Source organism: Bacillus sp. FSL R5-0712, assembly GCF_038593285.1.
Lineage (GTDB): Bacteria > Bacillota > Bacilli > Bacillales > Bacillaceae > Bacillus > Bacillus safensis.
In genome coordinates this window covers 1,245,243-1,270,080 of sequence record NZ_CP151981.1, presented here as the reverse complement: position 1 = coordinate 1,270,080, position 24,838 = coordinate 1,245,243, and the positions used below count along the sequence as shown (strand labels likewise).

Annotated in this window: 28 protein-coding genes; 8 read left to right on the top strand and 20 right to left on the bottom strand. The window is 42.4% G+C overall.

Features of this window, described 5'->3' with window-relative positions:
* Positions 1-55 precede the first annotated feature (55 nt).
* The 17 genes from NSU11_RS06270 to ggt all read right to left on the bottom strand — a co-directional run bounded on the left by NSU11_RS06270 (position 56) and on the right by ggt (position 17,007).
* The gene (locus NSU11_RS06270; RefSeq protein WP_024426787.1) at positions 56-1,012 is read right to left on the bottom strand and encodes a sugar-binding transcriptional regulator; all 957 of its coding nucleotides are present in this window, start codon (positions 1,010-1,012) and stop codon (positions 56-58) included.
* Positions 1,013-1,105: 93 nt separating this feature from the next.
* Positions 1,106-1,891, bottom strand: a complete 786-nt coding sequence (locus tag NSU11_RS06265; protein WP_025093463.1) for an SDR family oxidoreductase — start codon at positions 1,889-1,891, stop codon at positions 1,106-1,108.
* Positions 1,869-2,570 (bottom strand): SDR family NAD(P)-dependent oxidoreductase, encoded by a 702-nt coding sequence (locus tag NSU11_RS06260; RefSeq protein ID WP_175579094.1) that lies wholly within the window; start codon positions 2,568-2,570, stop codon positions 1,869-1,871. The genes NSU11_RS06265 and NSU11_RS06260 overlap by 23 nt, the downstream gene beginning before the upstream one ends.
* 25 nt (positions 2,571-2,595) lie before the next feature.
* A complete protein-coding gene (gene lpdA, locus NSU11_RS06255; RefSeq protein WP_311165242.1) occupies positions 2,596-3,978 on the bottom strand; it encodes a dihydrolipoyl dehydrogenase in 1,383 nt (460 codons plus the stop codon).
* Between the two features lie 12 nt (positions 3,979-3,990).
* A complete protein-coding gene (locus tag NSU11_RS06250; RefSeq protein ID WP_224426333.1) occupies positions 3,991-5,316 on the bottom strand; it encodes a dihydrolipoamide acetyltransferase family protein in 1,326 nt (441 codons plus the stop codon).
* 17 nt (positions 5,317-5,333) lie between these two features.
* Positions 5,334-6,314, bottom strand: coding sequence for an alpha-ketoacid dehydrogenase subunit beta (locus tag NSU11_RS06245; RefSeq protein WP_034281944.1), 981 nt, complete (start codon positions 6,312-6,314; stop codon positions 5,334-5,336).
* A 31-nt stretch (positions 6,315-6,345) separates the two neighbouring features.
* Positions 6,346-7,329, bottom strand: coding sequence for a pyruvate dehydrogenase (acetyl-transferring) E1 component subunit alpha (pdhA, locus tag NSU11_RS06240; protein WP_024424949.1), 984 nt, complete (start codon positions 7,327-7,329; stop codon positions 6,346-6,348).
* Between the two features lie 180 nt (positions 7,330-7,509).
* Positions 7,510-8,541: an alcohol dehydrogenase catalytic domain-containing protein gene (locus NSU11_RS06235; RefSeq protein WP_311165241.1), complete on the bottom strand. Its 1,032-nt coding sequence runs from the start codon at positions 8,539-8,541 to the stop codon at positions 7,510-7,512.
* Complete coding sequence (locus tag NSU11_RS06230; RefSeq protein WP_024424951.1) at positions 8,538-8,984, bottom strand: hypothetical protein; 447 nt, start codon at positions 8,982-8,984, stop codon at positions 8,538-8,540. Before NSU11_RS06230 ends, NSU11_RS06235 begins: the two co-directional genes overlap by 4 nt.
* A 61-nt stretch (positions 8,985-9,045) precedes the next feature.
* Entirely contained in the window at positions 9,046-9,324 is a 279-nt protein-coding gene (locus NSU11_RS06225; RefSeq protein ID WP_003212259.1) for a PTS sugar transporter subunit IIB, read from the bottom strand.
* A 19-nt stretch (positions 9,325-9,343) separates the two neighbouring features.
* Complete coding sequence (locus NSU11_RS06220) at positions 9,344-10,717, bottom strand: PTS transporter subunit IIC (RefSeq protein WP_025093457.1); 1,374 nt, start codon at positions 10,715-10,717, stop codon at positions 9,344-9,346.
* 53 nt (positions 10,718-10,770) lie between these two features.
* Positions 10,771-11,238, bottom strand: coding sequence for a PTS sugar transporter subunit IIA (locus NSU11_RS06215; protein WP_024424952.1), 468 nt, complete (start codon positions 11,236-11,238; stop codon positions 10,771-10,773).
* A gap of 240 nt (positions 11,239-11,478) precedes the next feature.
* Entirely contained in the window at positions 11,479-12,210 is a 732-nt protein-coding gene (gene cysA / locus NSU11_RS06210) for a sulfate ABC transporter ATP-binding protein (protein WP_024424953.1), read from the bottom strand.
* A gap of 15 nt (positions 12,211-12,225) precedes the next feature.
* The gene (gene cysW, locus NSU11_RS06205; protein ID WP_024424954.1) at positions 12,226-13,095 is read right to left on the bottom strand and encodes a sulfate ABC transporter permease subunit CysW; all 870 of its coding nucleotides are present in this window, start codon (positions 13,093-13,095) and stop codon (positions 12,226-12,228) included.
* 5 nt (positions 13,096-13,100) lie between these two features.
* Positions 13,101-13,946, bottom strand: a complete 846-nt coding sequence (cysT, locus tag NSU11_RS06200; RefSeq protein WP_024424955.1) for a sulfate ABC transporter permease subunit CysT — start codon at positions 13,944-13,946, stop codon at positions 13,101-13,103.
* 11 nt (positions 13,947-13,957) lie between these two features.
* The gene (locus NSU11_RS06195) at positions 13,958-14,995 is read right to left on the bottom strand and encodes a sulfate ABC transporter substrate-binding protein (protein WP_342493856.1); all 1,038 of its coding nucleotides are present in this window, start codon (positions 14,993-14,995) and stop codon (positions 13,958-13,960) included.
* Between the two features lie 260 nt (positions 14,996-15,255).
* A complete protein-coding gene (gene ggt / locus NSU11_RS06190) occupies positions 15,256-17,007 on the bottom strand; it encodes a gamma-glutamyltransferase (protein WP_029706783.1) in 1,752 nt (583 codons plus the stop codon).
* Positions 17,008-17,234: 227 nt separating this feature from the next.
* Between ggt and NSU11_RS06185 the strand changes: the two genes are divergently transcribed.
* The 6 genes from NSU11_RS06185 to NSU11_RS06160 all read left to right on the top strand — a co-directional run bounded on the left by NSU11_RS06185 (position 17,235) and on the right by NSU11_RS06160 (position 20,823).
* Complete coding sequence (locus NSU11_RS06185; protein ID WP_024424958.1) at positions 17,235-17,693, top strand: ASCH domain-containing protein; 459 nt, start codon at positions 17,235-17,237, stop codon at positions 17,691-17,693.
* A 206-nt stretch (positions 17,694-17,899) separates the two neighbouring features.
* Positions 17,900-18,517, top strand: a complete 618-nt coding sequence (locus NSU11_RS06180; RefSeq protein WP_024426775.1) for a DUF47 domain-containing protein — start codon at positions 17,900-17,902, stop codon at positions 18,515-18,517.
* 15 nt (positions 18,518-18,532) lie between these two features.
* Positions 18,533-19,531: an inorganic phosphate transporter gene (locus NSU11_RS06175; RefSeq protein ID WP_017359158.1), complete on the top strand. Its 999-nt coding sequence runs from the start codon at positions 18,533-18,535 to the stop codon at positions 19,529-19,531.
* 146 nt (positions 19,532-19,677) lie between these two features.
* Positions 19,678-20,448: a type II toxin-antitoxin system SpoIISA family toxin gene (locus tag NSU11_RS06170; protein WP_024424960.1), complete on the top strand. Its 771-nt coding sequence runs from the start codon at positions 19,678-19,680 to the stop codon at positions 20,446-20,448.
* Entirely contained in the window at positions 20,417-20,593 is a 177-nt protein-coding gene (locus NSU11_RS06165) for a type II toxin-antitoxin system SpoIISB family antitoxin (protein ID WP_080652934.1), read from the top strand. Before NSU11_RS06170 ends, NSU11_RS06165 begins: the two co-directional genes overlap by 32 nt.
* A gap of 98 nt (positions 20,594-20,691) precedes the next feature.
* Positions 20,692-20,823 carry a type II toxin-antitoxin system SpoIISB family antitoxin gene (locus NSU11_RS06160; protein ID WP_120207232.1) on the top strand — a complete coding sequence of 44 codons (132 nt, stop codon included), beginning with the start codon at positions 20,692-20,694 and terminating at the stop codon, positions 20,821-20,823.
* Here NSU11_RS06160 and NSU11_RS06155 read toward each other — a convergent pair.
* The gene (locus NSU11_RS06155) at positions 20,812-21,711 is read right to left on the bottom strand and encodes an N-acetylmuramoyl-L-alanine amidase (RefSeq protein WP_024424962.1); all 900 of its coding nucleotides are present in this window, start codon (positions 21,709-21,711) and stop codon (positions 20,812-20,814) included. The two genes, NSU11_RS06160 and NSU11_RS06155, sit on opposite strands and share 12 nt — an antisense overlap.
* A 310-nt stretch (positions 21,712-22,021) precedes the next feature.
* Between NSU11_RS06155 and NSU11_RS06150 the strand changes: the two genes are divergently transcribed.
* On the top strand, positions 22,022-22,570 hold the full coding sequence (locus NSU11_RS06150; protein ID WP_024424963.1) for an ImmA/IrrE family metallo-endopeptidase: 549 nt from the start codon (positions 22,022-22,024) through the stop codon (positions 22,568-22,570).
* 26 nt (positions 22,571-22,596) lie between these two features.
* On the opposite strand, the gene NSU11_RS06145 is transcribed toward NSU11_RS06150, so the two are convergent.
* On the bottom strand, positions 22,597-23,220 hold the full coding sequence (locus NSU11_RS06145; protein ID WP_024424964.1) for a poly-gamma-glutamate hydrolase family protein: 624 nt from the start codon (positions 23,218-23,220) through the stop codon (positions 22,597-22,599).
* A 242-nt stretch (positions 23,221-23,462) separates the two neighbouring features.
* Between NSU11_RS06145 and NSU11_RS06140 the strand changes: the two genes are divergently transcribed.
* Positions 23,463-23,828 (top strand): DUF5412 domain-containing protein, encoded by a 366-nt coding sequence (locus NSU11_RS06140; protein ID WP_029706785.1) that lies wholly within the window; start codon positions 23,463-23,465, stop codon positions 23,826-23,828.
* Between the two features lie 42 nt (positions 23,829-23,870).
* Here the strand turns inward: NSU11_RS06140 and NSU11_RS06135 are convergent, their stop codons facing one another.
* On the bottom strand, positions 23,871-24,695 hold the full coding sequence (locus tag NSU11_RS06135; protein ID WP_024424965.1) for a methyl-accepting chemotaxis protein: 825 nt from the start codon (positions 24,693-24,695) through the stop codon (positions 23,871-23,873).
* Positions 24,696-24,838: the final 143 nt, after the last annotated feature.

The window sequence follows — 24,838 nt, the reverse complement described above, 5'->3', positions numbered from 1 at the left end:
GCTCCTTTCTCGTTTGATGTTGCTCTTGTTATATCATTCGAACGCTGCCAGTCTTTTATTGAACGGATGCTTCCTTTAAAATGGCTGCCGCCGTTAGTTCGTCTGTCACCAGTACTTGGATGAAGCCGCCATTTAAAGCCCCTAAAATGCTCTCAGCTTTATGGGTGCCTTCTACAACAGCGATGACCGTTTTGACGCTCTTTAATTGTTCCAGCGATAAGCCAATGACCTTCTGATTCAGTTCATCTTGGACAGGTTTTCCTTCTCCATCAAAGAAACGAAAGCCAATATCACCGACAGCCCCTGATTGCCTTAAACCAGATAAGTCCTCTTCTTTTAAATAACCGACTGTTTTTAAAGTTGACCCTTTATGCGGGTTGCCAATACCGATGAGGGCAATATCCACATTTCTGCCTTCTTCAAGCACAGCTTCTATGTCCTGCATCGCCATAAGCCGTTCTTTTAATTCTTCTGTTTCTAAAATCGCAGGGGCATATAAATAGGAACACGTGCCGTTCATTTTCTTTGCCAGCTCATATGCCAGCTGATTGGCATGAATGTCGACCGCCTGCCTGCCCATTCCGCCTTCTAAAGGAATGACCTTCACATCATTTCTTCGTTCAAAAGGATATTCTTTGACAAGCTCAGCAAGCGTCGTGCCCCATGAAATACCGATTTTCTCCGCATCTTTCATGTTTTTAGACAAATAATAGGCGCCTGCTTGACCGACTGCCCGCTTCACCATCTCAGACATTGTCCCGACACTTGGAACAACGACCGCATCTGTTAATTGAAAGGTTGTTTCTAGCTGCTTTTCAAGTTCCACCGTATGAATGCTTTCGTCTTTAATGTACACTTCAACGATTCCCACATCTTTTGCTTTTTGTAAGAGCTTTGAAATGACTGGTCTTGAGACATTGAGCTTTTTTGCAATTTCCTGCTGCGTCCACCCGTCTGTATAATAAAGATGAGCAACTTTGACGAGCTGTCGTCTTTCTTCCCAATTCAGCATGTGACATCATCCTTTTAATATACTATGATTACCAGTATACCAAACATTCGTTTCCAATTGGAACAATTGTTATGAAAATGACAAAAAGAGCGATTAACTCTCCGCTCTTTTTCCCTCAGTATATTTCGGCTGATACGTTCTCCCTCCGTCTAACAGGATAATTTGTCCGTGCAAATAACTCCCCTCGCCACGTGTGAGAAATAAAGTGAGTCCTGCAATATCCTCAGGCTTTCCTAATCTTCCGATGGGAATAAGTGATTGCAGCTGCCGTTTCTCCTCTACAGTAGGATAGAGCGTATCAAGCATTTGAGATTCAATGACGCGGGGGGCAATCACATTGATGCGTATATGATGCGAGCCTAGTTCTTTTACGAGCGAACGCATCAATCCAAAAGCCCCTGCTTTTGATGCATAATATTGAATACCGCCGCCTGATCCGGTGATTGCCGATCCCGATCCAATAATGACAACACTGCCTTCCTGCCGCTCACACATATAGGGTGCCAACGCTTTGATGCAATAGTAAAGACCATATAAGTTCACAGCCAGTGTCTTTTTCCAAAGTGAAAAATCGACTTCTAAAAAAGGCAGTGATTTTGTCATTCCTGCTGAATACACAAGGTGAGCAATACCGCCCAGCTCCCTTTCAGCTGCTGATATCATTTGCTGAACACTTTCCCACGATGAAACGTCAGCTTGAAATATCAGTAGCTGAGGATACTGTGTCTTTAAGAGCGAAAGTCCCTTTTCGTCTATATCTGACACGGCGACTTGGTGCCCTTCTTTTAAAAACCGCTCAGCAATTTCTTTTCCGATCCCTTGGGCTCCGCCAACGATGAGAACTGGTTTTTGAACATTAGCCAGCACTCTCACCCCCATCAAGCATAATCGCCGCGCCATCTGTAAATGCACCATAGGATGTACTGAGAAACACCGTCATATGGGCCACAGTCTCCTTGATTTGCTCTGTATCAGGAACCAAATCGAGAGGCGGCGGCAGCAGCGCAAGCACCCGGATACCTTTGTCCTTAAATTCTCTCGCTAACCCTTTTGTCATGGCATTCAGCATAGAATTTGATGTAGCATGTGAGATCCCGCCATCCCCTGTGATACTGCCTGATGACGATATATTAATGATGCAGCCTTGCTTCTGATCAACCATATGCCATACGGCAGCCTGACTGGAAAGAAAGACGGTATTCACAGCCGATTCCACTTCATCCACCCACTCATCTGGGCTCACGTCATCAAGCTCCGCGTCCGCTCCTTGTTCAGCTTGATTGACCAAAATATCCAGTTTACCGCATGTATCAATCACTTGCCTCAGCATCCGTGTGGCATCACGCGGCGTTTCCAGCGGGTTCTGAATGATACTCGCTTGACCGCCCATTTTTTGAATGTCTTCACGAATGGTTTTAGCCTTTGATTCATCATGAAACGTGTGTAAAAAAACATGTGCACCTGCCCGGGCTAAAGCCAGGCAGATGGCTTCTCCAAATCCATCTGTGCTACCTGTCACAAGTGCCGCTTTCTGATGAAGCTGGACGTGCACATGCATCTCCTCCCTTTCCCTTGTTTGGCATTTATTTTCTCAGCTTACTCACGATATCAAGTGCTGCTTCGTAAAAACCTTCTGAGATGGTCGGATGCGGATGAATCATTTTCGCCATCTCTTCTGCTGTTCCTTCTAAATACATAAAGGAGGAAGCTTCTGAAATCATCTCTGTGACGTGCGGGCCAACCATCGTCGCACCAATCACTTCACCATAGGCTGTATCGTATACCAATTTAATAAAACCTGTTTGCTCGCCTGCCGCTAGTGCTTTACCACTTGCTGCTAAATCAAATCGTTCTGCCCGCACGTTAAGTCCTTTGGCTTTTGCCTCTTTTTCAGTTAGACCAACACTTGCTACCTCTGGTAATGTATAAATACATCTAGGCATGATATCAGCATTTATTTTTTCAGACACACCGCAAATATTACTGACCGCAACAGCGGCCTCTGCCATCGCTGCGTGAGCAAGCTGATAGCCGCCAGCGACATCCCCAACTGCATAGACACCTTCCACGCTTGTCTGCATCTTGTCGTTCACCTTGATAAAAGGACCATCCAACTGAAGGTCAAGCTGGCTGACAGCAGAAACGCTAGGTCTTCTTCCTACACAAACAAGCAGTCTTTCAGCCGTAAAGATATGCGTCTCTCCTTTATCGTCTGATGCATGAACCGCTTTGATTCCTTCGCTTTCCGTCACCTCTGTCACAGTGGTTTTTTTCGCGATATGGATGCCTTTTTTCTTTAATTCTCTTTCTAGCAGCTTAGATGCTTCCTCATCCTCTTGCGGAATAATAGACGGAGCCGCTTCGATAATCGTGACTTTTGATTGAAGACTCTGGAAGATACAAGCCAGCTCAAGTCCAATGACACCGCCGCCAATAATGACGACAGAAGCCGGAATATCTGGAATGTCAAAGATTGTATCACTTGTGTCAAATTGAATGTCTTTAAGGCCCGGTATTGGCGGAATGGCAGGTGAAGATCCAGTAGCAATGATGAGTTCTTTCGTTTCGATCGATTCTGCCCCATCTTGCTTTTCAATCTCAATCCGGTGCTTTGTAACAGCTGTACCTCTGCCGTTATATACATCAATCTTTCCTTGCTTTAATAAAAAGGCAATTCCGCCTCTGAGCTTTTCAATGACGTCATCTTTGCGCTTTCTCATTTTATCGAAGGAAAGGATCAAATCACCTGTTTCAATTCCCCAGCTTTTCGCCTTCTCAATTGATTCAATGACTTCTGCATGTTTGAGCAGCGTCTTTGAAGGAATACAGCCCCGATTTAAACAAGTACCGCCTAGAAAATCCTCTTCAATCAATGCGACCTTCCGTCCACGCTCAGCTGCTTGAAGGGCGGCAGTATACCCGCCAGGCCCTCCGCCAATGACTGTCAGATCATACGTTTTCGTCATCCGATTCATCTCCTACATTAGCAATTCAAATGGTTGTTCAAGCACTTTTTTAAGATCTGTTAAAAAGGCAGCCGCTGGTGCGCCATCTACCACTCGGTGATCAAACGATAAACTAACGCCCATCATCGGCCGCACCTGAATTTCTCCATCTACTACAACAGGTTTTTCTTGAATGCGCCCAACCCCTAAGATCGCCACTTCCGGCTGATTAATAATCGGGGTAAAGGTATCAATGGCATACATCCCTAAGTTACTAATGGTAAAAGTGGACCCTTTCAGCTGGTCTGGCAGCAGTTTTTGGTCACGTGCGTTTCGGCCGATTTCTTTCGCCTCTTTTGTCAGCTGTTTTAACCCTTTTTGGTTCGCATGAGAAATGACTGGAACCATTAAGCCATCTTTTACAGCGACAGCGAGACCAATGTGCACATCATCATGGAAATGGAGCTCATTTTGTTCAAACGTCATATTGATATGCGGGTGGCGTGTGAGTACGTTGCTGACCGCATGAATGATAATTTCTGTGAACGACAGTCTGTAGCCTGTCTCTTTTTCAATCGCTGGCAATAGCTGTTTGCGTACTTCTTTCGCTTTTGTCATATCGATTTCACTTGTTAATGTCACGTGCGGTGCTGTAAAGGCACTTTGTGACATGCGGTCAGCAATCACTTTTCTCATGCCAGCTAGTTTTTGTGTTTTCGCTGGAGAAGACTCTGCTGTTTGTGCAGCTGCTGCCGTTACATCACTCTTCATAATTTTTCCGTGTGCACCAGATCCAGCAACATTCGCTAAATTGATTCCTTCACGAGCAGCCACTTTTTCTGCAAGCGGTGACACGCGCTGATCTTTCTCACTAGAGTGGACGGCCGCCTCGACGTCACGCTTTTGAACTCTGCCTTTAGGTCCTGTGCCAGATACCTCATGAATCGCTACATGATGATCCTTTGCCGTTTTTCTCGCCGCAGGTGTGGCACGTACTTTTTCATTAGGTGTTTTGGGGGCTTCAGTAGAACTGGATGAAGCCGCTTCTGATGAAGACGATTCGCTGCTGTCTGGTGATTCTTCATCTGATTGTGCTGGCGGTTCGCTTGGCACCTGTTCATTTGCCTCACCGATGTATCCAATGACAGCATTAACTGGAATTTGATCATCGGCTTCATAATATTTCTTTAGAAAAATACCATCATCATAGGCTTCCACCTCAATATTGATCTTGTCTGTCATAATTTCAAAAAGAGGCTCACCGATTTCAACTGAATCTCCTTCTTCTTTAAACCATTGAAGCAAGGTGCCGACTTCCATCGTACTGCTCAGCTTCGGCATAAATATCTCTTTTGGCATGATCTTCTCCCCTTTACTTAAGAGCGCACAAGCTCTTTTGCTGCTTCAATAATATCTGGCACTTGTGGAATGACCGCTTTTTCCAGCGTCGGGTTGTATGGTATTGGGACCGCAAGACCGCCAAGTCGTTTAATTGGAGCATCTAAGTAGTCAAAGGCTTCACTTTCCGCAATCATACTTGCAATCTCTCCGCCATAGCCGCCTCGTTTTACCGCTTCATGAACGACGATGCATTTACCTGTTTTCTTCACAGATTCGATAATCGTTTCTTCATCTAATGGGACGAGTGTTCTTGGGTCAATGATTTCAACATCGATTCCCTCAGCTTCTAGTTCCTTCGCCGCTTCTAACGCTTTGTGTACCATTATCGCTGTTGCTACAATCGTGACGTCTTTCCCGCTTCTTTTCACATCTGCTTTCCCTAGAGGAATGGAATATTGCTCTTCAGGCACTTCACCGATTGTTTTATATAAAAGCTTGTGCTCGTAGAAAATGACAGGGTTGTCATCATCCATCGCCGCTTTTAAAAGTCCTTTTGCATCATAGGCTGTTGAAGGCTGAACCACTTTAAGTCCTGGAATATGCGCCATCCACGCTTCTAAGCTTTGGGAGTGCTGCGCCGCTGCACCCGTTCCTGATCCTGCTGGTGTTCTTACGACAAGCGGCACCTTTCCTTTTCCGCCAAACATGTATCGTGTTTTGGCTGCTTGGTTCACAAGCTGATCCATTGCGATTGTGATAAAGTCAGAGAATTGAAGTTCTAAAATCGGACGCATACCAGTTAAAGCCGCTCCGACTGCCCCACCTGCGATGGCAGCCTCTGAGATAGGTGTATTGCGAACGCGCTCTGGCCCGAATTCTTCAATCATGCCGCGCGTGACACCAAAAGCACCTCCATATACGCCGATATCTTCACCTAAAATGAAGACATCTTGGTTTTCTCTCATTTCCTGACTCATTGCCTCTCGAACGGCTTCTAAATACGAAATCTCTCTCACTGTTGTTTTTGTCACGTGATTCCCCTCCTAATTAGGCGTATACATCCTCTAATAGTGTGTCAATTGACGGTTCTTTACTGTTTTTGGCGAATTCGACAGACGCTTCAATTTCCTGCTTTGCTTCTTCCTGTAGGCTTGCTGCCTGCTCTTCTGTCAAAACATTCAGTTCAATCAAGAGAGACTTAAAGCGTTTGATGCCGTCTTTTTGTCTCCACTCTGTCTCTTCTTCACGTGTACGGTATTTTTTCGCATCACTCTTAGAGTGACCCTTCCAGCGGTATGTTTTCATTTCAATGAGTGATGGGCCTTCTCCCGCTCTCGCACGGCTGACTGCTTCATCAACTGTGTTCATAATTTCGACCATGTCATTTCCATCAACCGTTTTCCCTGGCATTCCGTAGCTTTCTGCTCTTGTTGAAATGTCTTCAATGTTGATCATTTCTTTCACAGGGCCAGACATGCCGTACTGGTTGTTTTCACAAATAAACACAACTGGTAAATCCCAAATAGACGCAAGGTTTAATGCTTCATGGAAGCTGCCTTCATTTGTGGCGCCATCTCCGAAGAAACAAAGAACAACAAAGCCTTCCTGCTTCATTTTAGATGTGAGCGCTGCACCTGTTGCCAGCGGGATACCGCCGCCAACGATTCCATTTGCCCCAAGATTTCCTTTTTCTAAGTCCGCAATATGCATGGAGCCGCCTTTTCCTTTACAATAGCCGGTTTCACGTCCAAACAATTCAGCCATCATTTTATTAACCTCGGCCCCTTTTGCAATACAGTGACCGTGTCCCCTGTGTGTGCTGACGATCTTATCTTTATCTTCTAATACGGCAATCGATCCAACAGCTGACGCTTCCTGTCCAACACATAAATGAGTGGTGCCATGGATAAGTCCTTTTGCAAAGAATTGATCGACCTTTTCATCAAAATATCTCACTAACCACATTTGTTTATATAAATCTGCTAATTTCTCATGACTAATCTGTTCAGGCAAAGTGATTTGTTTTTGCATTTCTTCTCTCCCCTTTACATTTGTTCTTATGTGTTACATTTGTAATTATCATACGTTTAAGTGTCATCGAAGTCAAGCATTTCTCTCTCATTTTTAAGCGTTTTCATCTTTTGTCAGAAAAAAAGAGAAAGGCAAAGCCCTTTTCCAAAGAACTTCTCTTTCTCTTTTAATCTCATACACTCATTCATCTGGATACATCATGATTTTGACGCTCTCACCCTCAGGATGCCTCGCACATTCTATCGCCTGAAGCAGCTGGCTTAACGGATAACGATGCGTTACCATCTTTTCAGTGTTGACCACTTTTGCTTTCAAAAGCTCAAGGGCTTCACGATAATGATATGGATGCGAGGAATAGGCTCCTACTACCTTCACTTCATCATTGAAAAATCGTTCAGCAGGAATGGCCACATCTCCCTTTGGAAAATGAGCAAACACCAAAATCGTCCCGCCTCGCGCTACAGCCTGAAACGCCTCTTTTAAAAGCGCACTGCTCCCAACAGAAATAATGACGAGGTCTGCTCCCTTTCCATCTGTTTCCTTCATCACCCGGTTTTCAACCGGCTCAGCTGCTGGATGAAAAGCGACATCTGCACCTAAACTCCTCGCTTGCAGCAGCCTGTTCTCATTCACATCTGTTATCATCACTTTCCCAGCCAAATAATATTTGGCGAGCTGCAATTGAATACAGCCAATTTGCCCCGCTCCAAGGATCAATACGGAATCTCCTGGATGAACAGGAGCTCGTTCAAACCCATGCAGACAGCAGGCAACCGGTTCTACCATCGCCCCTTGCTCATACGATACGTCTTTTGGAAGCTTGCCCATCGTGTGCTTGACATGCAAAGCAGGTACACGGATATATTCTGAAAACCCGCCCGGCTCTACATTTGTGGCTGTAAACTGCGGACACATCGTATAAAACCCCTTTTGACAAAAGTCACAGGTGAAACAAGGCACATGATGCGCCACATAAACCCTGTCTCCCGTCTGGACATTTGTCACACGCTTGCCGGTCTCGACAATATCACCAGCGATTTCATGCCCTAACACCGTCCCAGGAGGTACTGTCTCATGCGTTGCTTTGTAAATATCCGTTCCGCATAAGCCGCAGGCTCGCAGCTTTAACAAAACTTCATCATCACCGATGACTGGCCGGTTCCGCTCCTCATACCGAATGTCCTCTGAAGAATAAAAGACAGCTGATTTCATGTAGCAGCATCCTCCTTTTCATCACCCTTCGCAAAATCCTGTAGTGTTTGAACAAGCTGCTTGTACTCACTCATCTCACTGGATATCCAGTAGCGCCCTCCGAATATACGAGCTGGCCCCACCCTGACATAGACTTTCCCGATATGAGGATAAGGCTTTAAAAAAAGCTTTCCTTTAATATCAGAAACTGCATATGTGTGCCATCTGCCAAAAGCCCCTATCTTCAGTTGATCTTCACTAATGATGACGTTTGTCGGCTGGTTCAGTCCCGTGATACTAGAAAGTATGAGAATAGGCAGCGTATAAACGCCTAATACAGCTAACGGCTCAGGTCCTGCTGACCATAACGTATAAAGAGACCAGAGAAAAAATAGAGAAATGAGCACAGCCGGAAGAAAAATAGACAACATTGCAGACGTTCGGCTATAAGCATGATGCTGCATGAGACTTCCTCCTTTCAGATCACTAGAAGGAGCCGCAAAAGCTCCTCCTTGAAATAGTCTTCTACTTGATATGATCGATGATTTTCTCGATATCATCTTCAATACCAAATCCAGTTAAAAAGGATAATGTTTGAATCACAGGTGTCCCTTTTGTATCACTCACAGGCGTTGTTGTCACAATTAAATCAGCACCCTCCGCTTTTTGCGGGACTTCAGATGCCTTACACTGTTCCACGACGACATCATATCCTTTTTCCTTTAACGTTTCTTCTACCTTTTTAGCCACAACCGTTGATGTTGCAACTGCCGTTCCGCATGATACTAATATTTTCTTCGCCATTAGAATCCCTCCAGCTCATTTATTGTTCTTTCTGATCTAAGCCCATTTCTTTTGCATACTGCTTTTTAATATCATTTCGCACCCAGTACCATAGAAGCGCATAAGCCAAAGCACAGATAATCGCTGCAATAAAGTAAGGGTTGCTCGGATCAAGAAGTCTCACCATGATCCAAGGAATAACGTGAGAACCAAGGTCAATACCTGAAATCATGTTTGCCCCTTCTGGGAAATCAAAGCCGACTGCTTTCCCCATGGTTGTCGCAAGCGGTGCAAGGTTCGTTGCGATAAAGAAGACAATCATTAATGTAAAAATACTGTTAATAAGACCGCGAATAATATTTCCACGAGCGGCTGCTACTGCCCAGACAACTGTAAATGGCAGAACCGATAAGTCAGCAAACGGGAGCATGCCATTGTAAGGCAGGACAACTGCGAGCAAAATCGTAATCGGCACCATTAAAAGGGCTACCGCCATATTCGCTGGATGACCAATCACAATCGCTGTATCTAAACCAATATAGACATTTTTCCCTGGGAAACGCTTTTGAATATAAGAACGAGCGCCCTCAGAGATTGGAATGAGCCCTTCCATTAATAGCGCAACCATTCTTGGCATTAAAACAAGAACTGCTGCCATTTGAATACCGAGCGTCATCACACCTTTTGCATCATAGCCGCCGAGAAGACCAATAATGATACCAAGTATGAGACCCATCACAAGCGGTTCACCAAAAATGCCAAAGCGTTTCTTCAATGTTTCTGGATCAGCATGAATTTTGTTTAAACCAGGGATCTTATCAATGACGCGGTTTGACGCATACATCAGCGGTGCAAAGTTGACCGTTTCAGCATGAGCCATCGATACCCCTTTTAATCCGAAATGGTGTTCGATTGTCGGCGCCGTCCAATCGGCTAATTTTAGCGTGATCGCAGAGACGATCAAGCCAACAGCAAGAGCCAAGAACATATTATGATAAGCATAGTAAGTAACAGAGGCTGCGAAAATCAAATGCCAGAAGTTCCAAATATCCACATTCAGCGTTTTCGTAAAGTTTACGGACAATAAGATGACATTTAATAAAAGCACAAGAGGAATCATGAGCGGGGCAACGGGTGTACCAAAGGATATGGCAGCTCCAATCGGCCATCCAACATCCAAAATATCGAGCTTTAGCCCAAGGGAATTAACCATGGCTTTTGCTGCTGGTCCAAGTCCGCTCACGAGCAAATTAATGACAAGATTGACACCGACAAATCCAATTCCGATCGTAATACCGGCCCTGAAGGATTTCTTAAAGCCCTGCCTTAAAATCATACCGAAAAGCGTCATAATAATCGGGAGCATAATAGTTGGTCCAAGGTCTAATATAAAATCGACGGCTTGCTTAATCATACATCCACCTCCTGAATTTTTAAGATAAAGCGCTTACATATTTTCGTGAATGGCTATTGGTTTAATTCTTGCTGAAGCACGTCAACTGCTTCTTCATAAGATGTCATGTGTGAGAGCTTTGTCATCACCTCTTCTTTTCTAAAAAGTGTCATTAGCTTCTCCAGCATCACAAGCTGTTTGCTAGGCTCAGAGATTGCTAGGACAAACACAATTTTGGCTTGCACTGTTTCATCAGGGCTTCCCATCTTATGAAAAATGACAGGTTCCTTTAAAGTAGCTACACTAATCGCTGGTTTGTTCACATGCTCAGGATCTGTATGCGGAATCGCTACCCCAAAGGCTGCCAGTGGAAGGCCTGTAGGATATGTTTTTTCTCTTTCAAGCACTGCTGGTAAAAAGCTCGATTTAATGTACCCTCCAGCTTCTAACCGCCCTGCTAAATATGTGGTCACCTCCTCTCTCGAAGATGCTTCGAACTGCAGCTTAATCAGTTGTTCATCTAACTCAAACAAGCTGTTCAAACAACCACCCCTTTCATTTGGTATAAATATGAACACATGTAACAAAAGAAAGAACATTTTTAGAATATAACCTTTTATAAAGCGCTTACAATTGTGAATTCTAAAAAATGTTCAATACTGTTACCTTTGTAAAGATATTATAATATTCAAAATTATAAGTCAATGTCCCTAGGGAAATTTAAATAAAAAAAAGACGCAGTCATCACCGCGTCTCTTCCTTCTATTCTTCTATACTGCATGTTAAATGTGGCTTCCTATATCTAAAAATTCAGATACAAATAGATTGTCTGTCTGCACTGCCATTTCTTCCTTTGTGCCAATTTTTTCGATTCTTCCTTCATTCATCACCACAACACGATCAGCAATATCGAATGCTTCTTCTTGATCATGTGTCACAAAAATGGTGGTCATTTGAAAGTCACGATGAACTTTTTTCAGCCAATGCCTTAATTCTTTCCTCACCTTTGTATCAAGTGCACCAAAGGGTTCATCTAAGAGGAGTGCCTTCGGCTGAACGGCAAGTGCGCGCGCAAGTGCCACACGCTGCTTTTGCCCGCCTGACAGCTGATCTGGATACCGCTGCTCAAACTGCGTAAGCTGAACAACCTCTAAAAGCTCATGTACCCGCTCTTTGATGTCTTTTTTAGGCAGTCTTTCTCCTCTAGGTTTCATTTTCAGCCCATATGCCACATTATCAAAAACCGTCATATTTCGAAAAAGCGCATATTGCTGAAATACAAAACCGATCTGCCGTTTTCGTACTGGAATGTGTGTGTAATCCTGATCTCCAAATAAAATCTGTCCGTTATTGGCATAATCAAGACCTGCAATGATTCTTAATAAAGTCGTTTTCCCAGAGCCAGACGGTCCTAGTAAAGAGATTAATTCACCATTTCTTATCGATAAATCCACGTTTTGCAAAACCTTTGTCTGACCAAATTGTTTTGATATTTGTTTTGCTGTAATCCCCAAGGCCGATCCCTCCATTTATGTTGAGCGCTTGCCAAGCCGGTGATCCCTCTGCTGAATGATTTGCTTAATGATTAAAGTAATGACTGCCACAAACGCCATGAGAGACGCCACAGCAAAAGCGGCTTGAAATTGGTACTCATTGTATAAAATTTCGATATGAAGCGGCATCGTATTGGTCATGCCTCGAATATGACCTGATACAACCGACACGGCACCAAATTCACCAATCGCTCTTGTCCCGGCTAAAATGACACCGTAAAAAAGAGCCCATTTGATATTCGGCAGTGTCACAAAGAAAAAAGTCTTCCATCCGTTTGCACCAAGTGTGAGCGATGCTTCCTCCTCATGAATGCCTTCATGCTGCATAAACGGGATTAATTCTCTAGCAATAAACGGAAATGTAACGAATATGGTGGCTAGGATCATGCCTGGTACAGAATAAATGACTTTCCATCCATTCGCCATAAGCCAAGGTCCTAAAAGCCCGTTTGAACCAAATAAAAGCACAAATACAAGTCCAGCAATCACAGGAGAAACGGCAAACGGGAGATCAATCACAGTCGTTAACAAACGTTTTCCGCGGAAATTAAATTTTGTGATAAGCCATGCAGCACTCACCCCAAAGATCATTTGAAGCGGCAAGGTGACGACGACAATGAAAACAGTCAATTTGATCGCCGCGAGTGTATCTGGATGTGAGATGGCCAGAAGGTATGAACTCCACCCTTTCTCAAATGCTTTTGAAAAAACGGCGATCAGCGGTATGAGTAAAAATAAAATCAAAAAAGCATAAACGACCGTAATCAAGAGGATTTTCACCCCTTTAGATTCGGTTACAGGACTTTTATACTGAACATGGTGCTGATGACTAAGCTCTCTCTCCAATGGTTTCACCTCACGTATACTTGTTTTTTCCGCTCAACATACCACTGAATGCCGTGAATCAATAACAGGATGAAAAACGAAAGAAGCAGCATCAAGCATGCAATCGCTGCTGCACCATGATAATCATATTGTTCAAGCTTGGACATGATCATCAGCGGTGTAATTTCTGTTTTAAACGGAATATTTCCAGCAATAAACACAACAGAGCCATATTCACCTAGCGCTCTTGCAAACGCAAGTGAAAATCCAGTCATCACCGCAGGAAACAGGGCCGGCAGCAGTACGTGAAAAAAGGTCTGTCTCCTTGTCGCACCAAGAATCGCCGCAGCCTCTTCGACTTCCTGCTGCAGCCCTTCTATCACTGGCTGAACGGTTCGGATAACGAATGGAATGCCAATAAAAATCAGTGCCAAAATAATCCCAATCGGTGTGTACGCCACCTTTATATGCAAAAATTGACCAATCCATCCATTAGGAGAATAGAGGGTGGTCAGGGCAATACCTGCAACAGCTGTTGGGAGAGCAAAAGGCAAATCAATGAGAGCATCTAAGATTTTCTTTCCATGGAATGTGTACCTGGCGAGAACCCAGGCAATTAGTACACCAAACCCTGCATTGATGAGAGCAGCTGCAAAGGAAGTCGTCACAGTCAGCTGAAGCGACTTCAATACTCTTGCATCGGTAAAAACCTTCCAAATCCCCTCTGCTCCTAATGAAGCCGTCCAAATAAATACCATGGATAAAGGAATGACGACAATCGCACTCACATAAACGAGCGTCACCCCAAGGCTCAGCCCAAATCCAGGCAATATACGTTTTCTTTTATTGGCGGCTGCATGTGCTTTCTTCATCACATCGCCCCCTATTTTTGTCCGCTGTATATTTGATCAAATAATCCGCCATCATCAAAAAATCTTTTCTGCGCCTTTCTCCACCCGCCAAACGCTTGATCAATCGTCACCATATCAATCTTTTTAAACTGGTCTTTATATTTGTTTAAGACTTGTTGATTTCTAGGGCGATAATAGTTTTTTGCCGCAATTTCCTGCCCTTTTTTAGAATATAAATAATCTAAATAAGCCTTTGCCACTTTCTCTGTTCCTTTACGTTTCACATTTTGATCAACGACCGCAACAGGCGGCTCTGCTAGAATACTAATTGATGGGGTGACAATTTCAAATTTGTCTTTGCCTAGTTCGTGCTGCGTTAAATAGGCTTCATTTTCCCATGCAATTAACACATCCCCAAGTCCGCGTTCAACAAAGGTCGTTGTAGCTCCGCGAGCACCTGAATCAAGGACTTCGACATGTTCATATAGCTTTTTGACAAAATCCTTTGTTTTTTCTTCATTCCCATGAAATGTTTTATCGGCGTAGGCCCATGCAGCTAAGTAATTCCATCTCGCACCGCCGGACGTTTTCGGATTTGGCGTAATGATGGACACACCTGGCCGAATCAAGTCGTCCCAATCTTTAATATTTTTAGGATTCCCTTTCTTCACAAGAAACACAATGGTCGATGTATACGGTGTTGACTGATTTGGAAATTCTTTTTGCCAATCTTTTGAAAGCAGTCCGCGATCTGCAATCGCATCAATGTCATACCCTAAAGCCAGTGTTGCCACATCTGCCTCGAGTCCATCAATAATCGATCTTCCCTGCTTTCCTGATCCACCATGAGACTGCTTGATCGTGACATCCTCACCTGTTTTGTCTTTCCAATACGTCTGAAAGGCTTGATTGTATTCCTGATACAATTCACGTGTAGGATCATACGAAACATTTAACAGCTCAACCTTTCCTTTTTGGCTCGAGGCTTCGTTTGCGTTTGAGCATGCAGTACTCGTCACAGCCAAGACGAATATAATGGTCACGACCCAGACCCATTTCCACTTTTTCATGTTATCCCGCTCCCCCGTTATCAAAAATAGTGACACCAACCTTGCCGTTTCATACGCAAAAAAGACCCTTAGCCACCTGAAATACATCACAGTCCTGTACTTCAAATTGCCAAGAGCCTTCGGTTGTCCGATCAGCTATGTATGATTGATGTTAGTCTATATATTATTCAAACTATTCACAGGTGTCAACTCTGTTTTTCCATTTAAACAAAAAAAGAAACGCCATCTTGAAGAGGCGCTTCTTTTCCCGGGAAATGGTTTTAATCGGCAGAAAGCTTTAAATTGACACCAACAGCGGTTCCATTTCTCGAGGAGTCAGCTACTCCTGTAAATGTCCCTGCTTTCCGATCAATGAGCAAGGCTTGCACATTTCCTATATCAATAGGTGAACTGCCAAAACGATGACCCATATCATTTAGCTTCGTTCTTACATCAAGGGGAACACCTACTTCGTAACGGTAAGAAGTTGTACTGTTTGTATAAATCCGCGGCTCTTCCACCGCATCTTGCAGCTCCATGTCGTATTCAAGCAAGTTTAATATGGTTTGTGAAACAGAAGCAATAATAGTCGTTCCTCCAGGTGAGCCCACAGTCATGACCGGCTCGTTATCTTTAAATATGATGGTCGGGGTCATACTGGATAATGGACGCTTATTCGGCTGGACTTCATTTGCTCCGCCTGGTCTTGCGTCAAAATCTGTTAGTTCATTGTTTAAGAAAAAGCCATATTCCGGAACAAGAATCCCTGTACCAAATAACTGTTCAATGGTTGTTGTGAATGACACGACATTTCCCCACTGATCAGCAACAGTAAAATGAGTGGTCTCGCCAATGGTTTTATCTTCTGGCTGCGGGATAATTGGGGATGGATTTTTTTGCTCCTCATACGCCCATGGATCTCCTTCTTTCGGGTTTTTGTTCATTTGATCTAATTGAATGAGAGAAGCTCTTTTTGAAATGTAATCATCGTCTAGTAGTCCTTTTAGTGGAACATCTACGAATTCGGGGTCGCCTGCATATGCAGCACGGTCAGCATAGGAGAGATGCATTGTTTCAGCTAGCAGCTGATATTTTTCGAATGATTTGGGGTCATATTGTGATAGATTGAAGTGATCTAGTATTTTGAGTATTTGCAGCATAAACACACCGCCTGAGCTTGGTGGAGGCATACTTGCAAGCTGGTATCCTTTATAGTCCCCCCAGATAGGCTTGTCAGTCTTGACCTCATAACGACCAAGGTCATCAGTTGTCATCGTTCCGCCAAAATCTTGGACTGTCTTTGCAAGTGCTTTTGCTACTTTTCCTTCATAAAATGCTTTGCTTCCTTTTTTTGCAATGAGCTTAAATGTTTTCGCAAGACCTGGCTGTACAAGCAGATCGCCTTCTTTGAGCGGCTGATCATCTGGAAGAAAGATTGGCGCTGCGGCCGTTTTTTTCAGCTTTTCTTGATGATCTTCAATGGCTTTTGCCAGAACAGAATCGATTTCAAATCCATCCTCTGCAAGCTGAATGGAAGGCTCAATCAATTCCTTCATCGAACGGGTTCCCCACTTATCTAATGCTGCTTCGAGACCTTTTACTGTCCCTGGAACACCAACCGCATTACCGTGTGTGGACCGCTCAGCAAATGGGATGACTTTTCCCTCATCCGTTAAAAACATGTCAGGTGTTGCGCCCTGTGGTGCTCGTTCTCTACTATTGATGATGGATGTTTCTTTTGTCTTTCCATCATAAACCATCATAAAACCACCGCCGCCAATTCCAGACATCATTGGCTCTGTCACATTCAGTGCGTACTGGATGGCAACAGCAGCATCCACTGCGTTTCCACCTTTCTTCAATACATCAGCACCTACTTCTGATGCCAGCGGGTGAGCAGTAGCCACCATGCCATCTTTACCAACAGCTACTTTACTCCCATGAGATTCGTTCGCATTGACTTGGCTGACAGGCAGAAAAAACGAGAAAACAAACAGACATATGGACAAAACAGTTAGAGAAATGCGTTTCATGAACAACACCCCTTCCATATTCTTACTTTGACCTTACCGACTTCTTGACCAGAATACAATAGATTATTCTAAAATTTCAAAAATTTTCATCCTATCATCCTACATTTCCCAAATCAAACATTGTTTTTCAAAACATATGACGCACTCACTCATTAGGAATAAAGACACATCATTTCCAACGATTCAGCTTCAAGGTATAATAAACACAACAAAGAGGGGGAAAAACATTGAACAACAAATGCAGATTATTTTGGGAAGACTATTGGAAAGAGAAATCAGAAAAAGCACCTGCTGACGCGTTTGTTTCGGCGTGGGCATTCGGCTCAGATCCTGATCATTTGCTTGATCTTGTAAAGCAAGGAAAAAAAACAGCCACTTGTTCTGGACACCTTTTTTATGAAAAGGAACAGGAGCCGCTTCCACAACCCGGACAATATGCGGTCATTTTGGACAGCCAAGAAGAGCCAAAAGCCATCATTGAAATTACACATGTTGATGTCATGCCAATGAATGAAGTTCCCGTATCATTTGCACAAGCAGAGGGTGAAGGCGACTTATCTTATGACTATTGGTACAGAGAACATAAAGAATTTTTCACAGAAGCACTCCAATCATACGGTTTAGAATTCAAAGAGGATATGCTTCTTGTTTGTGAACGGTTTAAGCTGATTCATTCAGCTTCTTAGCCTTTAAGCGGCGCCAAATATGGCCCGCTTTTTTCGTTGCTTTTCCCCTTTTAGAAAAAGGTGTGTTGAGATCACATCTTTAGGTCAGAATAAGATCAAATAGAAAAAGTGAAGAAATTTTCGACTACACCTGTTTTTTTTCGACAAAAGAATATATAATTATTTGATGTGTGCATTGTCTCATTTATACAATGGAGGGTTTTTACATGTTAAAAAGGAAAAAAGACAAGTTTTCCGTCTTGTTAACGGAAATTGCTAAAAATTTAGATGAAACTGCTGAGTATTTTGTTAGCTATAAAGTAACAAATCAAACCACTCTGAAAGAATTTTCTGACACATTGAAGGAATATGAGACAAAAGGTGATAATCATGTTCATACCATGATTAAAGAGCTGAACAAAGCCTTTATTACACCGATTGAACGTGAAGACATTCTTCAATTGACGAATAGCCTCGATGATGTTTTAGATGGAATTGAGCATTTTTCCGCAACATTAGAAATTTACTCAATTACAAGCTCTGACGAACATATCGACAAATTCAGCCACTACATCAGAGAGTGTGCAAAAGAAATTTTAATCACAATTGATCTACTAGCTGAAAATCGCTTGAAAGATATTCATCCGCACGCAATCAAGATCAAAGAGATTGAACATAATTGTGACAATCTTCATCGTAAATCATTAAAGAACTTGTTTGGAAAAGAAACAGATCCAATTAAAGTGATTCAATACAAAGAAATTTACGAAACACTTGAAGAAATCGCTGATTCCTGTCAAAGTGTTGCCAACAATCTAGAAACAATCATTATGAAGAATGCGTAACGGGGTTAGTTAAACATGGACACATTACTCATCCTTACCATACTTATTGTCATTTGTGCACTTGCTTTTGATTTCATTAACGGGTTCCACGATACAGCAAATGCCATTGCGACTTCAGTTTCAACGAAGGCATTAAAGCCTAGACATGCGATCATCATGGCAGCGTTCATGAACTTCTTAGGAGCAATGACATTTACAGGTGTGGCAAAATCCATTACAAAAGATATCGCAGATCCATTTACACTTCAAAACGGCTCTGTTGTGATCTTGGCTGCTTTAATTGCGGCCATCACATGGAACTTGCTTACTTGGTATTACGGGATTCCGAGTAGTTCTTCACATGCATTAATCGGATCAATTGCAGGAGCGGTTATTGCCTCTGCCGGTTTTGGCGCTTTAAACTATTCGGGATTCATTAAAATCATTCAAGCACTTTTGCTTTCACCTATCCTAGCTTTCGTATTGGGATATATCGTGTATACCATTATCAAAATTATATTTAGAAACAACAATCTCGCAAAAACAAATAAACAATTCCGACGTGTTCAAATTTTAACGGCTGCACTGCAATCGTATACCCATGGGACAAACGATGCGCAAAAAGCGATGGGAATTATTACGATGGCTTTAATTGCAGGTAATTTGCATACAACAGACGACATTCCTTTCTGGGTACAATTCTCTTGTGCGCTTGCAATGGGACTCGGTACTTCTATCGGCGGCTGGAAGATTATCAAAACAGTCGGCGGTAAAATTATGAAAATTCGTCCAGTAAACGGAGTATCTGCCGACTTAACGGGTGCAGCTATTATCTTCGGTGCGACGTTTATTCACTTACCTGTTAGTACGACTCACGTGATCTCATCTTCTATTCTAGGTGTAGGTTCTGCACACAGAGTCAAAGGGGTTAACTGGGGTACGGCAAAACGTATGCTTGTCACTTGGGTGATTACATTACCGATTTCAGGAACTCTAGGAGCTCTTATATACTTTGTGTTAAATGCGATTCTCTAATATCAAAGACCTGTCTGACAGGTCTTTTTTTATTTGCCCGCACACTTAAAAACCCTTTTCCTGCAGGACATTTTTTCATGAAGCAGGGTTTCCAATCATATCCATAGAAATAAACAAGTATTCATCTGTCTATGGGAGAGAAGAACATGCTATTATTTTTTCAATTGACTGTATGGTTATTGCTAGGTGCTCTTGCAGTGTATGTATTTGCAGTTTGGCGCTTTGAACAAAAAGTAAAAGAAAAGATGTTTGCCATTCGTAAAACGTGGTATTGGATTTATGTAGCAGGTGCTGTTGTGTACTGGACAAATGACCCTTCTTCTATCTTCACCGATTGGATGCACTACTTGATCATTGCCGTTTTTTTCGCATTAACCGATGCTTTCATCTTTCTCAGCTCCTATATAAAGAAACTCGGAAATCATGAGCTGGAAACCGACACCCATCAACTCCTTGAACAAAATAACGATTTGCTTCATTCCTACCTCAATAAACTAAAAACGTACCAATACCTATTGAAAAATGAACCGATCCATGTATATTATGGAAGTGTAGAGGCATATATAGAGGGAATTGAGCGGCTGATTTATTCTTTTGCCGACAAGATGAATATTCAAGCGGTGCTTTGTCCATACGATATGCAGGAACAAAAAGACGACCTGCTTCGGACACTTGACCAGCGGGCTCTTATTCAGGCGAAGCTTGACAGGCAGGAAGTATATTACGATGATTTCGGTCATTTGGTGCTCATCCCATTTTCTGTAGCAGATGCTCATTTTGTCATTAAGCTCACCTCCGATGAGATTGTCACGGAGTTCGACTATTTATTAATGACATCACTTACAACAATTTATGACCTAATCTTGCCTGACGAAGAGGAAGGTGATGAAGATGGACCACGCACTTCAAGGGGATAACAACAATCCTAAGAAAAACCCTTTTAAGATTTTAAAGAAAAAACGCCATATCAGTATGGCCGATTATAAGGTAAGCCCCCATACTGAGCGAATTTTTAAAAAGAATGAACAGCTTCTGGATGAGTATAAAAATAAAAAGGCTTGATTACACTAAAGGACGCGGAACGAAATCCGCGTCCTGCTTCCATTTTCACATAGACTTGCATACAATACACTATACGCTGCAACGATTGAGGTGCCAAAATGAAAAAGAAAATCAAACAACTGAGATATGTTCAGTTTGCTGAATATCAGCCATCCCCATATACTAAGCGTTTAATTGAAAAGAGTGAAACAGCCATCCAATCATACAAACAGAAACACTCACTGATTTAACAGTTTAAGCAGCTTCTCCTTCGTTTTAGGACCGTATACCCCATCACTTGTCAGACCGTTCACCAGCTGAAAGCGCGCTACGGCATTCGCCGTTTTTTCTCCGTAAACACCATCGATGCCTTTATCTGCAGCCGATTTATCAGGGTAAAAATAAACAGCAGCAAGCGCTTTTTGGACGAGGCGTACGTGCTCTCCCTTCGTTAGAGGCGAAGTCACCTTTAAAATCCCATCTGGCAGCTCATACATCATTTTTCCATCATTTCGATAAATTTTGAGAACCTGTCCAATTTGAATCTTGTTCGGGTCGCTAATGTTATTCCACTTCTGAAGATCTTGAACTGTGACGTCATGAGCTTTGGCAATACTCGTTAACGTATCCCCGCTTTTGACGACATACGTGATGACCGTTTCAGGGTCTCCTGCCGTTTCAATTCCTTTTTTAAATTCATCCCATGTAGCGAGAAGCAGACGCGGACATGCTTTTCCAGACCAGTGCTGATGTGTGACCACATTCGCTAGTGGAATATTATGCTCTTTCAGCAGCTTTTGAATGAGCCATTGCGCATGTTTGACCGCTTGCTGGAAATTCCCATCTTCATTTTCACAAATTTCAATCCCGATCGACTTTCTGTTCCCATTTCCATTTCCGTCCCCTGCATGCCAGCCATTTTCATTTAACGGCAGATGCTGAAAGATTTCATGATCATCCACTGTAAAGTGCCAGCTTTCCGCTGTCGTTGGGCGTTTCACATATGCCGCATGACTTTTTGCATCCGCTCCCTTTGACGTGTTTGCTGTGTTATGCACCGTCACATACATCGGTGTCATGGCGTATCCTGGGCGGTTCCCGTTTCCAACTGGAATAAAATCTTGATAAATTTCTACCATGTTCTGCACTCCCTTTTGCTAAATTGAATTGATCTTTCTCATCAATTGGTGGCGTTCGTAAGACAACTTGTGTTTGTTTTAGTGAGAAGACTATGGTAAAATTTGAATTCAATCCACTCTTTTTAGTAATGGAAAACGCAAAAATGAAGAAAAAAACAGGAATTAATTCCATTTTTCCTTGATTTTATGTTAAAATTGTTAAAAATAAGCCGATATTAAAAGTAAGTAATAGCTTCATTAGCTATTTAGTCCTATATGGACTTTTCTTTTACGCCAAAAACAGAACGTACGTTTGCTTGGAGGTTTTTAAATGACTGGTTTTTTAACCCATTTAGAAGAAGAGATTAAGCGGTTATATGCCAAATTACAAATAAGCGGTCCTGCTTATAGAGACATGCAAAGGATCGCTTCTGAATTTCATGTATGGGTCCACTATGAGGATACTGGCAGCATGATGATCAAACATCAAGGTCTTTACAGTATTATATTAAACAGATCTCTATCGTCAGAGGAACAATGGCAGGATTTTGCCCACGAGCTTTGTCATGTGCTGAAGCATGCAGGCAACCATTTCAAGATGCACAAACTCTTTCGAGAACTGCAAGAGTTTCAGGCTAAACAATTCATGTATCACTTTTGTGTGCCGACCTTTATGCTGATGCAAATGAAGCTTCCAAACCTTCGGCAGCAAGCCATTTTGCACATTGCGCAAACATTTCACGTCACCTGGGCTTTCGCTGAAAAGCGGCTCGCCTTGTTCGAACAGCGGAAAGCAGGCATTCGCTTCCAACAAGAGTTTACATCTTATTTAATGAAAGCCGAGAAGGTCGCGGAAAAAGAAGCTGTTTATCAAACGTAAGCCTCTTCTGCATAGGGCGACAGGGTTTATCCATAAAGATTTAATACTTGCTTGAGTACATTTGTGTACCGATAAAATTGCTCATTTTGCGTTTCACGGCGATAGCGCCGTCTGAAGTCTTGAAAGAATGCTCTTCTTTGCGCCTGACTGATTTCAAGTTGTACACTTTTTCCGGTCAGACATTGATTATTAATATTGTGAGGATGTGTTCCAGAATAGCGATCAGATTCAGATAGCAGCACTGCGGGAAATCCATTAAGCGTTAAACGTTTCACTGTTTCTGCCGCTTTTTCTCTGTCTGTCCCGCCCACTAATGTTTGAAGCACCTCCGTTTCCCCGTAGCCATGGAGCGCAAACGTGTAATGATGGGCATGCACTAGAGAAAGGCAGACCGGCTCATTGAAACGTGTGCTTGTAATATGAAGCACATGATTGCCTTTCACTTTAAGGCCTTCAAATAAATACATAGAATCATCACTTGCGATTTCATGAATGAGCTCACTCACGCCAGATTCAATTCCCCCAGCATGAGGGGACAAAACCAAAAGCTGATCTCCTTTCCGCTCGTGAAGAATTTGATAGTCGATTCCCTCTCTTTCATGAGCGGAAAGCTCTTCATAACTTTGATATGTATCAATGATTTGCGTCATTCCATCTTCCCCATTTCTCTATATGAGCATAAGTCTACTGATCTTAAATTCTTTTGTAAAGGGATTTCGCATGACCTATCGACTTAATACATCCTTAAATTTTCCTTATCTTTTCGGCTATCTGTTGAATTTTGAGAAAAAATGACCGATAATTGAAATGAATAGAACTTTTGGACTATATGAATCTTTTTGCATTCTCTCTCATAAATTAGAAATATTGTGATCTACATCTGGAGGAATTCATGTTAAAAAAGAAAACCACCATCACCTTTGTCATCTTAATCCTTAGCTTCGCTGGCATCATTTACTGGAAATGCTTTTCTCTTCAAGGCGTATCTCACGGAACCTTTATCCGCTCGATGACATCACCTGACGGAACATATATCATCAACACCTATCGACATAGCGGAGGGAAACTAAAGGAGAACGCAGTTAGAGCAGAAATTGAAAACAAACTCACCCACCGAAAGAAAACGATTTACTGGAAATACCCTGACAAAGACCCTCTCATCAAATGGAAAAATGGACAGCTTGTTCAAATTGGGCATGAATTTTTAAATGTGGTAAAAGGAGAAACATACGATTATCGCTTTGACCGGAACAAATGAAAATAGCGTATCAAAAAAACGAATCCCTCTTAGATTCGTTTTTTACGTTGACATCACATGCTGCATGAATTCTTTCATTTCTTTACTTACGCTCGTCAGTCGTTCCACAATTTCACTAAACTCTGTCACAAGTAAAGCCTGCTCTGATGATGAACCTTTCATATGATCCATACTCTCAAGTAATGTATGTATATTAGAGGAAATTCCTTGCAGTGAACTTTCAATATTTTCTGTTGCACGTGAAGTTTCACTTGAAAGCTTTTGAACCTCACTGGCTACAACACTAAATCCAGCCCCCTCTTTTCCTGCCCTGGCTGCTTCGATTGACGCATTCAATCCCAGCAAACTCGTTTGTTTCGAAATGCCCTTAATCATTTTTGTAATATCAGATGTTTTTTTCGAGCTTTCAAGTGTTTGCTGCGTTTGTAAGGTCATTTCCTCACTTGTCGCAGAAAGCTCCTCCGAATGCGCCGCCACCACATGCACCTTTTCTTGAATACTATGAATGATGTCATTTAATGACTCCATATACGCTTCAAGCTCTAATTGATTTTTAAGCGGAAAACCTAAAGCGAGTGCACCAATCACTTGTTGATTTTCATCAAAAATTGGCAAACCCATTGCATTTAACGGTATTCCATAGACCGATTCAGGTACAAACGTACTTGATGTTTCACCTCTGAGCGCTTTTTTCATATTTAAATCATCTGGTTTAATGGGTTCTCCAGCACGAATTTGAAAATCCACATCTTTCGATGGCAAATACAGCAAGAATTTCTCTCGATCAATGACACCCATCGTCACTTCGTTTTTTAAAATCTGCATCATATAAGGTGCTGCTGTCACAATACTCTGTAGTATATCCAATTTCTCTACCCCCTTATATAGTTTATCGGTCGTTCTTCTTAATTTAATAGTTACTTTTTAAAAATAATGATGATGATTAGAAGAAATTCTTCATATTTACGAGTAAAAAGAAGTACTTTTCCTTTCTATATTCAAACGTAAAT